Genomic DNA, 14,707 nt, shown 5'->3' with positions numbered 1-14,707 from the left:
GGGGTGAATCGGCGGGTTCGGGTCGCGTCGGTGTGTTTACGGCAGGAACCCGGCCACCCGAGGTCACCAGCGGAGGAACGAGGCGGCGAATGGCGGGCGCGACCGACAGCGCGGGACAGGCACTTCTCAAGTTCGGTGGCCTGGTGCGCCGTGCGGAGGTGTCCACAGACGGGCGAACTCTGCATCAGATCGGCGGCCGGGAGGCGGACAGCTTCTACCGTGACCGCTGGTCGTATGACAAGGTGGTCCGCTCCACCCACGGGGTGAACTGCACCGGCTCGTGTTCCTGGAAGGTGTACGTCAAGGACGGCATCATCACCTGGGAGCAGCAGCAGACCGACTACCCGAGCGTCGGTGCGGACCGACCGGAGTACGAGCCACGCGGTTGCCCGCGCGGAGCGGCGTTCTCCTGGTACACCTACTCGCCCACCCGGGTGCGCTATCCGTATGCCCGGGGCATCCTGGTGGAGATGTTCCGGGAGGCCAAGGCCCGCCTCGGCGGCGATCCGGTCGCGGCCTGGGCCGACATCCAGGCCGATCCGGTACGCCGGCGCCGTTACCAGCAGGCCCGGGGCAAGGGCGGCCTGGTCCGGGTGGGCTGGGACGAGGCGCAGGAGATCGTGGCCGCCGCGCACGTACACACCATCGCCACCCACGGCCCGGACCGGGTCGCCGGGTTCTCGCCGATCCCGGCCATGTCGATGGTGTCGCACGCCGTCGGCGCCCGGTTCCTGTCGCTGATCGGCGGGTCGATGCTGTCGTTCTACGACTGGTACGCCGACCTGCCGGTGGCCTCACCGCAGATGTTCGGCGACCAGACCGACGTGCCGGAGTCCGGCGACTGGTGGGACGCCTCGTACCTGATGATGTGGGGCTCGAACGTCCCGGTGACCCGCACCCCGGACGCGCACTGGATGGCCGAGGCCCGCTACCGGGGCCAGAAGGTCGTCGTGGTGTCGCCCGACTATGCCGACAACGTCAAGTTCGCCGACGAGTGGCTGCCCGCGCAGCCCGGCACGGACGGCGCTCTCGCGATGGCGATGGGGCACGTCATCCTCAAGGAGTTCTTCGTCGACAAGACCACCGAGCCGTTCGTCGACTACGTGTCGCGGTACACCGACCTGCCCTATCTGGTCGCCCTGGAGCCGGTCGACGGCGGCGGATACCGGCCGGGCAAGTTCGTCACCGCCGCCGACCTGGGCGAGACCGACGCCGAGGCGGCGTTCCGGCCGGTGCTGTGGGACACCGCGACCGACGCGCCGGCGGTGCCCAACGGCTCGCTCGGGCACCGCTTCAACGACGCCGGCGTCGGCAAGTGGAACCTCGACCTCGGTGCCATCGTCCCCCGGCTCAGCTGCGCCGGCGGGGACGGTGCCGAGATCGCGCTGCCCCGCTTCGACAACGACACCCCCGAGCTGATGCGCCGCGGCGTGCCCACCGCGCGGGTCGCCGGCAAGCTGGTCACCACCGTCTTCGACCTGATGCTCGCCCAGTACGGTGTCGCCCGGCCGGACCTGCCGGGAACGTGGCCGACCGGCTACGACGACGCGGAGGTGCCCTACACCCCGGCCTGGCAGGAGCCGATCACCGGCGTACCGGCGGCGGCCGTGGCCCGCATCGGCCGGGAGTTCGCCGACAACGCCGAACGCTCGGGCGGCCGGTCGATGATCTTGATGGGCGCGGGCACGAACCACTGGTTCCATTCCGACACCACCTACCGGGCCATGCTGATGCTCACCACGATCACCGGGTGCCAGGGTAAGAACGGTGGCGGCTGGGCGCACTACGTGGGTCAGGAGAAGTGCCGCCCGGTCACCGGCTGGTCGCATCTGGCCTTCGGCCTGGACTGGGTCCGGCCGCCGCGGCAGATGATCGGTACGGCGTTCTGGTATCTGCACACCGACCAGTGGCGCTACGACCAGTACACCGCCGACGTGCTGACCTCGCCGCTGGCCAAGGGCGAGTTCGCCGGCCGGCACACCGCGGACCTGCTGGCGAAGTCGGCCCGGCTGGGCTGGATGCCGACGATGCCGACCTTCGACCGCAGCCCCCTGGACGTGGCCGACGAGGCGCTCGCCGCCGCGCCGGAGGACCCGGCCGGGTACGTGGCCAAGGAACTGGTCGACGGCCGGCTCAACTTCGCCTGCACCGACCCGGACGCCGAGCAGAACTGGCCGCGGGTGCTGACTGTGTGGCGGGCCAACCTGCTGGGCTCGTCGGCCAAGGGCAACGAGTACTTCCTGCGGCATCTGCTCGGCACCGACGCCTCGCTGCGCGCCACCGAGGCGTCGCCGGAGAAGCGACCGCAGGACGTGGTCTGGCACGACCAGGCACCCGAGGGCAAGCTCGACCTGCTGCTGTCGCTGGACTTCCGGATGACCTCCACCACCCTGTTCTCCGATGTGGTGCTGCCCGCCGCGACCTGGTACGAGAAGCACGACCTCAATACCACCGACATGCACCCGTTCATCCACGCGTTCACCCCGGCGATCAATCCGCCGTGGCAGACCCGGACCGACTTCGACGCGTTCCACGGCATCGCCAAGGTCTTCTCCGAGCTGGCGGGCCCGCGCCTCGGCGTGCGCAAGGACCTCGTCGCGGCGCCGCTGCTGCACGACACCCCGGATGCGATGGCCACCCCGGGCGGCGTGGTGCGGGACTGGAAGACCGGCGAGGTGCCGGCGGTGCCGGGAAAGACCATGCCGAAGTTCATCGTGGTCGAACGCGACTACGGGGCGATCAGCGCGAAGATGGGCTCGCTGGGTCCGCTGCTGGACCGGCTCGGCACCACCACGAAGGCCGTCAATGTGGACGTCAAGCCGGAGGTCGAGTTCCTGAAGAAGGTCAACGGCACGGTGCGGGGTGGTGTCGCCGACGGCCGGCCGCGGCTGGACACCGACATTCGTTGCTGCGAGGCGATCCTGGCCCTGTCGGGCACGACCAACGGGCGGGTGGCCACCGAGGGGTTCCAGTTCCTCGAACGGCGTACCGGGCGGAAGCTGGCGGACCTGGCGGCCGAGCACGAGGGCAAGCAGATCCGCTTCGCCGACACCCAGGCCCGGCCGGTGCCGGTCATCACCAGCCCGGAGTGGTCGGGCAGCGAGCACGGCGGGCGCCGCTACTCGCCGTTCACCATCAACGTCGAGCGGCTCAAACCGTGGCACACGCTGACCGGGCGGCAGCACTTCTACCTCGACCACGACTGGATGCAGGAGCTCGGCGAGGAGTTGCCGGTCTTCCGTCCACCGCTGGACATGCACAAGCTGTTCGGGGAGCCCCGCCTCGGCCCCAAGGGCGAGCTGGAGCTGACGGTGCGCTATCTGACGCCGCACTCGAAGTGGTCCATCCACTCGGAGTACCAGGACAACCTGATCATGCTCACGCTCTCCCGCGGCGGCCCGACGATGTGGATGAGCGAGATCGACGCGGCGAAGATCGGGGTGACGGACAACGAGTGGATCGAGGCCGTCAACCGCAACGGCGTCGTGGTCTGCCGCTCCGTGGTGACGCACAAGATGCCCGAGGGCACCGTGTACCTCTACCACGCCGCCGAGCGGGTCATCGACGTGCCCAAGGCCGAGACGAACGGCCGTCGCGGCGGCATCCACAACTCGCTGACCCGGCTGCTGATCAAGCCCAGCCACCTCATCGGCGGCTACGCCCAGCTGTCGTTCGCGTTCAACTACCTCGGCCCGACCGGCAACCAGCGCGACGAGGTCACGGTCATTCGCCGCAGGTCCCAGGAGGTGGAGTACTGATGCGCGTCATGGCCCAGATGTCGATGGTGATGAATCTCGACAAGTGCATCGGCTGTCACACCTGCTCGGTGACCTGCAAACAGGCGTGGACCAACCGCTCCGGCGTGGAGTACGTGTGGTTCAACAACGTCGAGTCCCGTCCCGGGCAGGGCTATCCGCGCACGTACCAGGACCAGGAGAAGTGGCAGGGCGGCTGGACCCGGACCCGCACCGGGCGGCTCAAGCCCCGCGCCGGTGGCCGGATCAAGAAGCTGTTCAGCATCTTCGCCAACCCCAAGATGCCGGCCATCTCCGACTACTACGAGCCGTGGACCTACGACTACGAGCACCTGCTCACCGCCCCGGCCGGCGACGACACCCCGGTGGCCCGGCCGAAGTCGCTGCTCACCGGCGAGGACACCAAGGTCACCTGGTCGGCGAACTGGGACGACTCGTTGGCCGGCGGCAACGAGATCGCCGCCGGCGACCCCGTGCTGCGACAGCTGTCGGACCAGGTCAAGCAGGAGTACGAGAAGTCCTTCCTGTTCTTCCTGCCCCGGATCTGCGAGCACTGCCTCAACCCGTCCTGCGCGGCGTCCTGCCCGTCCGGCGCGATCTACAAGCGCGCCGAGGACGGCATCGTGCTGGTCGACCAGGACCGCTGCCGGGGCTGGCGGATGTGCGTGACCGGCTGCCCGTACAAGAAGATCTATTTCAACCACCGCACCGGCAAGGCCGAGAAGTGCACCTTCTGCTTTCCGCGCATCGAGATCGGCCAGCCGACCATCTGCTCCGAGACCTGCGTCGGCCGGCTGCGCTACCTCGGCCTGATGCTGTACGACGCGGACGCCGTCGGCAAGGCCGCCGCGGTCAAGGACGAGCACGCCCTGTTCGAGGCCCAGAAGTCGGTCTTCCTCGACCCGCACGACCCGTCGGTGGTGGCGGCAGCCCGGGCGGCGGACATCCCGGAGGACTGGATCACCGCGGCGCAGCGGTCCCCGATCTGGGATCTGATCATGAAGTACGAGGTGGCGCTGCCGTTGCACCCGGAATACCGGACCATGCCGATGGTCTGGTACATCCCGCCGCTGTCGCCCGTGGTCGACATCCTGCGCGACACGGGACACGACGGCGAGGATCTGAACAACCTCTTCGGCGCTGTCGACGCGCTGCGCATCCCGGTGGACTACCTGGCGGGCCTGTTCACCGCCGGTGACCCCGCGCCGGTCACCGCCGTCCTGCAGCGCCTCGCCGCGATGCGCGTCTACCAGCGCCGGATCAACCTCGGCGAGGAACGCGACGAGTCCATCGCCGCCGCCGTCGGCATGACCGGCACGGAGATGGACGACATGTTCCGGCTGCTGGCCATCGCCAAGTACGAGGAGCGCTACGTCATCCCGGCCGCCCACGCCGAGAACGCCCACAACCTCGAACAGCTCGCCACCGAGTGCAGCCTCGACACCCCGGGCGGGCCCGGCATGGGCGGCTCCGGCCCGTTCGGGGAGTCCTCCGGCGCGCCGACGCCGATCTCGATCGAGAACCTCCACATGCTCCGCGACCGGCAGACCGCCGACTCGGTCGCCTCGCCTGCGGACAAGCAAGCCCGCGTCAACCTGCTCAACTGGGATGGCAAGGGCACCCCCGCCGGGCTGTTCCCGCCGAAGAAGAACGGAGGCGACCCGTGACCGGCTTCACCAAGCCCTTCAGACCCGGCCCGGCGCACACCGCGGGTGAACCGACGTGGCGGGCGGTCGCCGCCCGCGCCGCGTCGCTGCTGCTGCGCTACCCGGACCACGACACCCTGGCCGTTCTCGCGACGCTGACCGCCGCGCTCGACGAGCTGCCCGCCGCCGTGGCCGAACCGCTGCGGTCGCTGGCCGAGCACCGCCGCACCACCGATCCCGGCCGGCTCGTCACCACCTACGTCGAGCTGTTCGACTTCCGCCGCCGGTGCTGCCTCCATCTGACCTACTACACCGCCGGCGACACCCGCAAACGCGGCGAGGCGCTGGTGCAGTTCGCCGCCGCCTACAAGGCAGCCGGCCTGGAGGTCGTCGGCGGCGAGCTCCCGGACTACCTGCCGGCGGTCCTCGACCTGGCCGCCGTCGACGACGACGGGTGGCGGCTGCTGCGCGAGAACCGCGTCGGCCTCGACCTGTTGGACAAGGCCCTCGCAGGCGAGAAGTCGCCCTACCGGCACGCCGTCGCGGCGATCCGGGCCATGCTGCCGCCGCCGCAGCCGGGCGACATCGCCGCCGCTATCCGCCTGGCCCAGACGGGCCCGCCGGTCGAGCAGGTCGGCCTGGAACCGTTCGGGCTCGTCGACACGACCGGAGGCCGCCGGTGAACGTCCTGCTGTGGGTTGTTTTTCCTTACCTGTCCATGGTCGTGCTCGTGGGCGGTCTGATCTGGCGCCACCGCTACGACAAATTCGGCTGGACCACCCGATCGTCGCAGCTCTACGAGAGTGCGATTCTGCGGTGGGGCAGCCCGATGTTCCACTTCGGTGTGCTGATGGTGCTCGTCGGGCATGTGGGCGGCCTGATCATCCCGAAACCCTGGACCGAGGCCGTCGGCATCACCGAGCACGCCTACCACCTGATGGCGGTGTTCATCGGCACCGTCGCCGGCTTCTGCACGCTGATCGGCATGGCCATCCTCATCGCGCGCCGCCGCCTGACCGGCCCGGTGTTCGCCGCCACGACGAAGAACGACAAGTCCATGTACGTGGTACTCGCCTCAGTGATCGTGCTGGGCCTGTTCTCCACCCTGCGAGCCAATGTCGCCGGCGACGGCTACGACTACCGCGAGACCATCTCACCGTGGTTCCGGTCGCTGTTCTACCTCAGCCCCGACCCCGAGATCATGGCGGCTGTCCCGATCGGCTTTCAGATCCATATCATCGCCGCGTTCGCGCTGTTCGCGTTCTGGCCCTTCACCCGCCTGGTCCATGCGTTCAGCGCCCCCGTCGGCTATCTCACCCGCCCCTACGTCCCCTACCGTTCTCGCGACACCCGCCCCGGGCTGCGCCCGTCCCGTCCCGGCTGGGAAGGCCCGCCGAAGCTGCCCACCGGTCAGAAAGCCAAGAAGGCCCGGCGTGGATGATCTGGCCGGCTTGGACAACCCCCGGTTGCTATGGCTGATGTCTACCGTGAGGTGTGGAGGGCGTCCGAAGAAGCTGGGGCGTCGTCGTGCAGGTCGCGGAGCAGGTCGGCCTGTCCGGTGAGGACGCCGGACAGGATGAGTCGTGCTACGGCCAACAGATTGGCGACGTGTGGGCTGGTGAGGGTGTAGTAGACGGTGGAGCCTTTCTTGCGGGTGGTGACGAGGTTCGCTCGTCGCAGCACGGCGAGTTGCTGAGACAGGTGGGCCGGCTCTATGCCGACCTCGGGGAGCATTTCGGTGACGGAATGTTCGCGTTCGCTGAGCAGTTCCAGGACGCGGATCCGGGCGGGGTGTCCGAGCGTTTTGAAGAATTCGGCCTTCATCTGGTATACCGGCCTGCTCACCAGTGCCCCCTTGGTCATCGGTCTCCCTGTCCGTCGGCGGTGGGTTGGTGTGGTGCTCGGCGTCGTGAGGACTCCACCGCGGCGACGGCCGCGGCCACGGTTTCCACGACCTGTGGGTCGAGGATGTCGGGCAGCAGCCGGTGCGCGCCGAGGAGATTGTCCCCGACGAGGCCGGCCAGCACGTCGGCGGCGGCAAGATGCATGGCGGTGGTGATGCGGGGTGCACGGGAGTTGAGCGCGCCGCGTGTCAGTCCGGGGAACGCCAGGGCGTTGGTGAGGTAGTTCGGGTGCTCGGGATGAGCGGTGGCGATCACCGCGGCCCGGTCGGCGAGTAGGTCGGGGTGCCACCGTGGTTCCGGGCTGGACAGGGTGAACACCACCGGTCTTGCCGCCATGACGGTCACGAGTTGAGGGGTGAGCAGACCCGGGTCGCTCAGGTCGACGACCGCGTCGGTGCCGGCGAGGACCGCCGCCGGTCCGCCATGGACGCGGCGGGGGCCGGTGAGGCGGGCCGGCCGCAGGTGACTGGCGGGCCGGCCGGTGTCCGGCTCGGCGTCCGGGAACCAGCGGGTCACGGTGCCGGACCCGGCGCGTCGCACCAGCCGGGTCAGGACGGCCCCCGTCGTGCTGGTGCCCAGCACGACGATGTGGGCCGTCGCAAGGCTCTTGCTGACCACGCGCAGCGCGTTGCGTAGCGCGGCGACTATCACCACTGCGGTGGCGTGCTGGTCGTCGTGGAACACCGGGATGTCGAGTTCGTCCTGCAGCCGTCGTTCGATGTCGAAGCAACCGGGGGCGGCGATCGCTTCCAGGCTGATCGCGCCGAATGCGGGTGCCAGCGCCCGTACGACGGCGACTACTTCGTCGGTGGTTGCGGTGTTGAGGCAGATCGGTACGGCGTCGATGTCGGCCAGCTGGGCGAACAGTGCTGCTTTGCCCTCCGCTATCGGTAGTGCCGCCAGCGGGCCGACAGCGCCCAGTCCGCGCACGCAGCTGCCGTCGGTGACCACCGCGACCCGGTTGGGCCGGCCGGTGACCTCGCGCCCGGTCTCGGGCACCGCGGCGATGGCCGACGCGAGCCTGTTCGCGCCGGTGGTGTGTAGCAGGGCCAGATCTTGTGCCGACCGTGCGGGCAGGCGCGGCCGTACCTGGATGGGTCCGCCGGCGGTCGTCGTCCACAACCTGTCGATGCAGCCGAGCACACGGCGGTGTCGGAGGGCCTCCTGGCTCAGCCGGCGTAATGCCGCCTCGTCGTCGACCTGTACCAGTACGCGTTTCTGGCCTGGCACGGCCCACGGCAGCGGGCGCAGCCCCCAGCAGGGTTCGAGGAAGCCCAGCAGTGGCGCCACCGGTTCGTCCCGCCTGGCACGCACGGTGATGACCGCGGCGAAAGCCGGGTCACCGCCGACGCGTTGTTCGTCCGATGCCTCAGCGCCTACCAGTTGCATGGTCGGACACCCCCACCTTCGCTCTCGTCGCACCGCCCAGGACTGTCACCGGTCCCGTGTTGGCCGACGCCGCAGACGGCAACGAATCATGACTTGCCAACCTTAGCAAGTAAGCAGAACGTAATGTACTCTGGTCCGGGTTTCCGAGGCGGCAATGCGTCCGACCCAGAGGCCACCCGGCTGCCTGATCCCGGCGGCTGAGGCGGCGACCCGTGTCCCCTCCGTGGGCAAGGTCACCGCCATGGCGGCATCCGCCTGGCTTGTTAATTGCTAATGTTCGCAAGTAGTGGATCCGATAGATGCCTGAGATGTCGAGGGGGTGAGCCGGGTGTCGTTGCCGGTGTGCCAGGTGAAAGCCGAGTTCTTCCGGACGCTGGGCCATCCGGTGCGGATCCGGGTGCTTGAGCTATTGCAGGGCGGGCCGAAGCCGGTCCGTGACCTGCTCACCATGATCGAGGTGGAGCCGTCCAGCCTGTCGCAGCAGCTGTCGGTGCTGCGTCGCGCGGGTCTGGTGGCCTCAACCCGCGAGGGATCGTTGGTAGTCTATTCGTTGAGTACGCCGGACGTCGCGGATCTGCTCGCCGCCGCACGCAGGATCCTCGGTGCGGTGCTGTCCGACCGCGACGGGCTGCTCGCGCAGTTGCGCACCGGTCAGCGGTCATGAGCACGGCACAGGCGATACGGTCGCTCGGTTCCCGGTTCACGGGCCTGCTACCGCAGCGTTCGGACTGGACTGCGGTACGGCGCTCGCCGCGCCGCGACCTGCTGGCGGGGCTCACCGTGGCGGTGGTGGCGTTGCCGCTGGCGTTGGCGTTCGGGGTCACCTCCGGTCTCGGCGCACAGGCCGGACTGGTCACCGCGGTCATCGCCGGCGCCGTCGCCGCGATCTTCGGCGGATCGAACCTGCAGGTGTCCGGGCCTACCGGTGCGATGACCGTGGTCCTGGTCCCGGTCGTGCAGCGCTTCGGCGCCCGCGGGGTGCTCATGGTCGGAGCGATGGCCGGTGTGGTCCTGATCGCCCTGGCCGTGGCCCGGCTCGGCCGGTACGTCCGTTACCTGCCCACCCCGGTGATCGAGGGCTTCACCGCCGGCATCGCGGTGGTCATCGCCCTCCAGCAGCTTCCGGCCGCGCTCGGCGTCACCGATGCGCACGGTGACAAGGTCTGGGCGGTGGCTGCCGACGCGGTCGCCCGCTTCGCCCGTACCCCGGACCCCGCACCCATCGCGGTCGCCCTCGGTGTCGCGGCGCTGATGCTGTTCGGTGCCCGCTGGCGTCCCGGATTGCCGTTCTCGCTGCTCGGGGTCGCCGCCGCGACGATCCTGGCGGAGGCCGCACCGATCGGTCTGACCCGTATCGGCACCCTGCCCGCCGGCATTCCGGCCCCGTCGCTGAGCTTCCTCGACTTCGGCGCCGTGCAGGCGCTGCTGCCGGCGGCGCTGGCCGTTGCCGCGCTCGCCGCCCTGGAGAGCCTGCTGTCCGCGACCGTCGCCGACGCGATGAGCGTCAACGAGCGCCACGATTCCGACCGGGAACTGTTCGGCCAAGGACTGGCGAACCTCGCCGCGCCCGTGTTCGGCGGGATTCCCGCTACCGCCGCGATCGCGCGCACCGCCGTCAACGTCCGCGCCGGCGCCGCCTCGAAACTGGCATCTCTGACCCACGCCGTGGCACTGGCCGTGATCGTGCTGGCCGCCGCACCATTGGTCGGCCGCATCCCCCTCGCGGCGTTGGCCGGGGTTCTGCTGGCCACCACCGTGCGCATGGTCGAGGCCGGTTCGCTGATCGCTCTGGCGCGTTCCACCCGCGGCGACGCGGTCGTGCTGATCCTCACCTTCACCGTGACCGTCGTGTTCGACCTGGTCACCGCCGTCGCCGTCGGGATCGGCGTGGCGATCGTGCTGGCTCTGCGCGCGGTGGCCCGCACCGCCCGTCTGCAGCAGGTCCCGCTGGAGGCCGGCGACCACAGCGCCGAGGAACACGCGCTGCTCGCCGAGCACATCGTCGCCTACCGCCTTGATGGCCCGTTGTTCTTCGCCGCCGCCCACACCTTCCTGCTGCAGCTGTCCGAGATCGCCGACGTGCGGGTTGTCATCCTGCGCATGTCACGGGTCTCCACGCTCGACGCCACCGGCGCACACGTTCTCGCAGACGCGATCAACCGGCTGCGGCGCCGCGGCATCGTCGTCCTGCTCTCCGGCATCACCCCCGGCCACGAACAGGTCCTGACCACCCTCGGATTAGCCGAGCAGCTCCGCCGCGACGGTCACGTCTTCCCCGACACCCCGACCGCCATCACCCACGCCCGCGCCCACGTCCTGAACCACGACAACGCCGACCTGACGCCACCCGCCGGCGCCACCGGACCCGCCGGCAACGGCGCCGGCCGACCCGGCAACGGACCCGACCGCGGTGGCCAGATCCGTACCGCGCCAACCCGGCACCAGCCGCAGACCGCCCCCTTCGAACCCTCACCCCCCGGAGCGTCTCCATGCGACTACTGCTGATCGGCCCACCCGGCTCCGGCAAGGGCACCCAGGCCGTGCACCTCGCCGAGCACTACGGCATCGCCCACATCTCCAGCGGCGACCTGCTGCGCCGCCACGTCGCCGAGAGCACCACCATCGGCCGGTCCGTCGCCGCATGCATCCGCCGCGGCGACCTCGTCCCCGACAGCATCGTCATGGACATCCTGCGTAAGCCCGTCGAAGCAGCCACCCGAGATGGCGGCTACATCCTCGACGGCTTCCCCCGCACCGTCGAACAGGCCGAAACCGCCTACCGGGTCGCCGAACTGCTCGGCGCCGAGGTCCGTATCGCCGTATACCTAACCGCCGCACGACCCGAACTGATCCGCCGTCTGCTCGCCCGCGGCGCGCAGACCGGCCGCACCGACGACACCGAACACGTCATCGGCCACCGCCTCGACATCTTCGACCACGCCGCCACCCCGCTGCTCGACTACTACCGGAAACGCGAAACCCTCATCACCATCGATGGCGATCGGCCGGAAGCCGAAGTCACCCGGACCGCGATCACCCACCTCGACCGGGCCCGCCGCGACCTCGGCCTGCCCGAACACCGCCACACCCCACCACCGGCCGGCTCCGATGACACCAAGCTGACAGCAACCGTCGCGACACCCGGCCGCCCGAGCCCACACGTCGCCCGGAGTCGGCTGAATACTGGGGGCGGCGGGCCTTCCCCGCTACGGCGACCGCCAGGATGGTAGGCCGCGGGAGTGGGTCATGTCGGCCCGCGCCTCCAGGCTCCCGCACGTGCCGTCGGATAGGTTGATCGTATGGCTGATCTGAGTCCATTGTCGCCTGCTGAGGCGTACGCCGTCCTGTTGGAAGGCAATTCTCGCTTCGTGCGCGGTGAGCGGCTGCATCCCAATCAGGATGCCGATCACCGATCGAGGTCGGCGCCGGGGCAGCGTCCGTTCGCTGTGCTGTTCGGCTGTTCGGATTCAAGGCTGGCGGCGGAAATCATCTTCGATCGAGGGCTGGGGGATCTGTTCGTGGTACGGACCGCTGGCCACGTGGCGGGCGCGGAGGTGCTGGGCAGTGTCGAGTACGGGGTTACCGTGCTGGGGGCACCGCTTGTCGTCGTCCTCGGGCATGACTCCTGCGGCGCAGTCACCGAGGCCAGCGAAGCTGAACGTGGGGGTGTGGCGCCGGCCGGCTACCTCGGAGACGTGGTGGAGCGTGTGATGCCGAGTGTGTTGGCCGCGCGAGCGCGGGGGTTCACCGAAGTCGATCAGTTTGTGGACGAACACATCCGGCGGACTGTCGGAGGGCTGGTGGGACGCTCGGTGCTGCTGGCCAATGAGGTGTCCGCCGGCCGATGCGCGGTGGTCGGCCTGTCGTACCGGCTGTCCGAGGGAACAGTGAGCTGCGTGGCAGAGCGAGGGCTCGGAGCATGAACGGCGAACATTGGTTTTGATCGCCGTGATCGGTGACGGCAGTGCCTTACCCGAAGGAACAGAACCGGACCCCGTGTTGTCCGGCCTTGCGCGCTGGCTCAGAAACCTGGGGTTCAATTCCTGCGCTGCGAGCTTGAGCGCTGATGAGTCAGACGCGTCTTCTGTCCTAAGTGTTGTGCGCGCTGACATGTCCGTCGTCTATCTGGTCCACACCCGAGCAGACCGGGCCTGGCAGTTTCGCCAGGCCCTTGAGGGCGCGGGCCATGTTGTGGTCACCGACACCGATCTCCTCGCCGTCGTGACTGCGACACGGGTGCTGACAGAGCTGCGTCTTACCGGACGCCCGGTTGAACGGAGCAGTGTGGTGGTTGCCGGTAGTGACGAACTGGTCGAGATGGCTCCTCTCCTGATCGCCATCGGCATCCGCAATCTGGTGTTCTGGAGGCAGGCCGACGCTTGGTCTGTGCCGCTTGCCCGGATCGCCCGAGACGCCGACGTCGTCGTGGATCTGTGCGCGACGCCCGTGGAAGATCCTCGAACGTCGGGTCAGGCGAGTCCACTGATCGTCCGGTTGCCGGCCCTCGCTGACTGCCTTGCGGTCCTACCCGGCCTGCTCGCTGCTCTGGTCGACACCCAGGCTGGCCGATTGCAGGTCGATGTCCTGGCAGCGGTAGCCCAGATGCTTGCTGCCACGGCAGCACCCGGCGCTGCGTGGGCAACGCCGGACCCGGCCCTGACCGACAGCATCGCCTGGGCGGCCCAGTGCGCCCTGTGCCACCCGCGTGGAGGATGACGGCGGTGACGAGCCCGGCCCGCGCTCACCGGCTGCTGCCATCGGCCTGTAGTTGCACCAACAGCCCACCCCGGTCGGCCAGTACCGAACCGAGAATGCGGCGGCCGGCGGCCAGGAGGTCCGCCACGTCGGGCGTGCTCAACGCGTACATCACCGACGCGCCTTCACGGCTGGACTCCACCAGCCCTGTCCGGCGCAACACCGCCAGCTGCTGGGACAGGTTCGACGCTTCCACGTCGATCTCCAGCAGGAGATCACGGACCGGTTTAGGGCCGTCTTGCAGCAACTCCAGCACTCGGATTCGCACGGGGTGGCCCAATGTGCGGAACAACTCCGCCTTCGCCTGATACAACGGCACCGACATGCGGTCACCACCCAGCCTAAGCTCGTCAGCAGCATTGATGACAAGTTTATCAGTTGCGCAAATATGCAAATTGCACGTTGACTGAGACCGTCACGGAAACTCCAGGGCCGACGTCGCTCGCTCCCGCCGGGGCCGCAGCCCTCGGAGGCGGTGCCCGCAACTACATGTCGAGCGTTCCCTCGATCGCTCGCAGTTGGTGGCGGGCCATGGCCAGGTTGGCGCGGTCCTTGTTCAGGACCAGATAGAGGAACAGGCCCTTGCCGGACCGGCTGCTCAGCGGACGGATGAGGTGATACTGGGTGTCCAGCGTGATGAGGATGTCCTCGACCTTCTCGGTGAGGTTGAGCATCTCCATGGCGCGCAGCTTGGCGCGCACCACGTCCGTGTTACCGGCCGCAGCGACCGCCAGGTCGAGGTTCTTGCCGCCGCCGGCGGTGCCCAGCGCCATGCCGCTGGTGTGATCGACTAGCGCAGCCCCGAGGGCGCCGTCGATCTGCATCGTGTCCTTCAGCGCCACATCCATCTCTGGCATGTCCGACTCCTTAGCCTGGGAATGTCGTCGGGGTCGAGCATGGTTGCGCCGCCCGGATGCGCGACACACAGACTGTCCGGCGCCTGCCAGTAGTGGCTGCGAGAGTTAGGTGGTGTTCGATGCGGCTTGAAGACTTTCGCAACTGGCAGTTTGCTGATTCGTTTCTTTGTCCTTTTGCCACGAGGCGCACTTCGGGCTGCGCAACATCTGACCTTGTCGATACGGTCGAGGGTGTGACCGCTGGCTGGCAGATCTTCCTTCGCCGAACGCTGCAGCAGTGCGGCTCGGTGATGGGTCACGGCGGGTACCTCGGCCCGGACTACACCGCCGAGTACCCTCGTAACTCTGCCGAGCACATCAAGGTCGAACTCACCGTCTCCGGGCAGCAGTAGCCGACAGAG

The 14,707-nt window shown here is 68.9% G+C and carries 14 protein-coding genes; 10 read left to right on the top strand and 4 right to left on the bottom strand.

Features of this window, described 5'->3' with window-relative positions; all coding sequences use genetic code 11:
• Positions 1–89: 89 nt before the first annotated feature.
• From DMB66_RS14190 to narI, 4 genes are read left to right on the top strand one after another with little or no spacing between them, the layout of a single operon-like run.
• The gene (locus tag DMB66_RS14190) at positions 90–3,758 is read left to right on the top strand and encodes a nitrate reductase subunit alpha (RefSeq protein WP_125804540.1); all 3,669 of its coding nucleotides are present in this window, start codon (positions 90–92) and stop codon (positions 3,756–3,758) included.
• Entirely contained in the window at positions 3,758–5,422 is a 1,665-nt protein-coding gene (gene narH / locus DMB66_RS14185) for a nitrate reductase subunit beta (RefSeq protein WP_125804539.1), read from the top strand. The genes DMB66_RS14190 and narH overlap by 1 nt, the downstream gene beginning before the upstream one ends.
• Complete coding sequence (gene narJ, locus DMB66_RS14180) at positions 5,419–6,084, top strand: nitrate reductase molybdenum cofactor assembly chaperone (protein WP_125804538.1); 666 nt, start codon at positions 5,419–5,421, stop codon at positions 6,082–6,084. Before narH ends, narJ begins: the two co-directional genes overlap by 4 nt.
• Positions 6,081–6,842, top strand: coding sequence for a respiratory nitrate reductase subunit gamma (gene narI / locus DMB66_RS14175; protein ID WP_125804537.1), 762 nt, complete (start codon positions 6,081–6,083; stop codon positions 6,840–6,842). Before narJ ends, narI begins: the two co-directional genes overlap by 4 nt.
• Before the next feature lie 41 nt (positions 6,843–6,883).
• On the opposite strand, the gene DMB66_RS14170 is transcribed toward narI, so the two are convergent.
• The gene (locus DMB66_RS14170) at positions 6,884–7,264 is read right to left on the bottom strand and encodes a metalloregulator ArsR/SmtB family transcription factor (RefSeq protein WP_233624543.1); all 381 of its coding nucleotides are present in this window, start codon (positions 7,262–7,264) and stop codon (positions 6,884–6,886) included.
• Positions 7,261–8,694, bottom strand: a complete 1,434-nt coding sequence (locus tag DMB66_RS14165) for an NADP-dependent malic enzyme (protein WP_125804536.1) — start codon at positions 8,692–8,694, stop codon at positions 7,261–7,263. Before DMB66_RS14165 ends, DMB66_RS14170 begins: the two co-directional genes overlap by 4 nt.
• Before the next feature lie 328 nt (positions 8,695–9,022).
• Here DMB66_RS14165 and DMB66_RS14160 point away from each other — a divergent pair, with 328 nt between their 5' ends.
• The 5 genes from DMB66_RS14160 (at position 9,023) to DMB66_RS14140 (ending at position 13,410) form a co-directional block, all read left to right on the top strand.
• Positions 9,023–9,358, top strand: a complete 336-nt coding sequence (locus DMB66_RS14160) for a helix-turn-helix transcriptional regulator (protein ID WP_125804535.1) — start codon at positions 9,023–9,025, stop codon at positions 9,356–9,358.
• Entirely contained in the window at positions 9,355–11,199 is a 1,845-nt protein-coding gene (locus DMB66_RS14155; protein ID WP_125804534.1) for a SulP family inorganic anion transporter, read from the top strand. Before DMB66_RS14160 ends, DMB66_RS14155 begins: the two co-directional genes overlap by 4 nt.
• Positions 11,184–11,924 (top strand): adenylate kinase, encoded by a 741-nt coding sequence (locus DMB66_RS14150; RefSeq protein WP_125804533.1) that lies wholly within the window; start codon positions 11,184–11,186, stop codon positions 11,922–11,924. Before DMB66_RS14155 ends, DMB66_RS14150 begins: the two co-directional genes overlap by 16 nt.
• 216 nt (positions 11,925–12,140) lie before the next feature.
• Positions 12,141–12,617 carry a carbonic anhydrase gene (locus DMB66_RS14145; protein WP_370318390.1) on the top strand — a complete coding sequence of 159 codons (477 nt, stop codon included), beginning with the start codon at positions 12,141–12,143 and terminating at the stop codon, positions 12,615–12,617.
• 175 nt (positions 12,618–12,792) lie between these two features.
• The gene (locus tag DMB66_RS14140) at positions 12,793–13,410 is read left to right on the top strand and encodes a hypothetical protein (RefSeq protein WP_125804531.1); all 618 of its coding nucleotides are present in this window, start codon (positions 12,793–12,795) and stop codon (positions 13,408–13,410) included.
• Positions 13,411–13,435: 25 nt separating this feature from the next.
• On the opposite strand, the gene DMB66_RS14135 is transcribed toward DMB66_RS14140, so the two are convergent.
• Together DMB66_RS14135 and DMB66_RS14130 are read right to left on the bottom strand one after the other, a co-directional pair.
• On the bottom strand, positions 13,436–13,774 hold the full coding sequence (locus tag DMB66_RS14135; protein WP_125804530.1) for a helix-turn-helix transcriptional regulator: 339 nt from the start codon (positions 13,772–13,774) through the stop codon (positions 13,436–13,438).
• A 160-nt stretch (positions 13,775–13,934) separates the two neighbouring features.
• The gene (locus tag DMB66_RS14130; RefSeq protein ID WP_125804529.1) at positions 13,935–14,306 is read right to left on the bottom strand and encodes a hypothetical protein; all 372 of its coding nucleotides are present in this window, start codon (positions 14,304–14,306) and stop codon (positions 13,935–13,937) included.
• Positions 14,307–14,425: 119 nt separating this feature from the next.
• On the opposite strand from DMB66_RS14130, the gene DMB66_RS14125 reads away from it, so the two are divergent.
• A complete protein-coding gene (locus DMB66_RS14125; protein ID WP_125804528.1) occupies positions 14,426–14,698 on the top strand; it encodes a hypothetical protein in 273 nt (90 codons plus the stop codon).
• Positions 14,699–14,707: the final 9 nt, after the last annotated feature.

The sequence above is a fragment of the Actinoplanes sp. ATCC 53533 genome (genome assembly GCF_003947245.1).
This window is presented reverse-complemented; position numbering and strand designations above follow the sequence as displayed.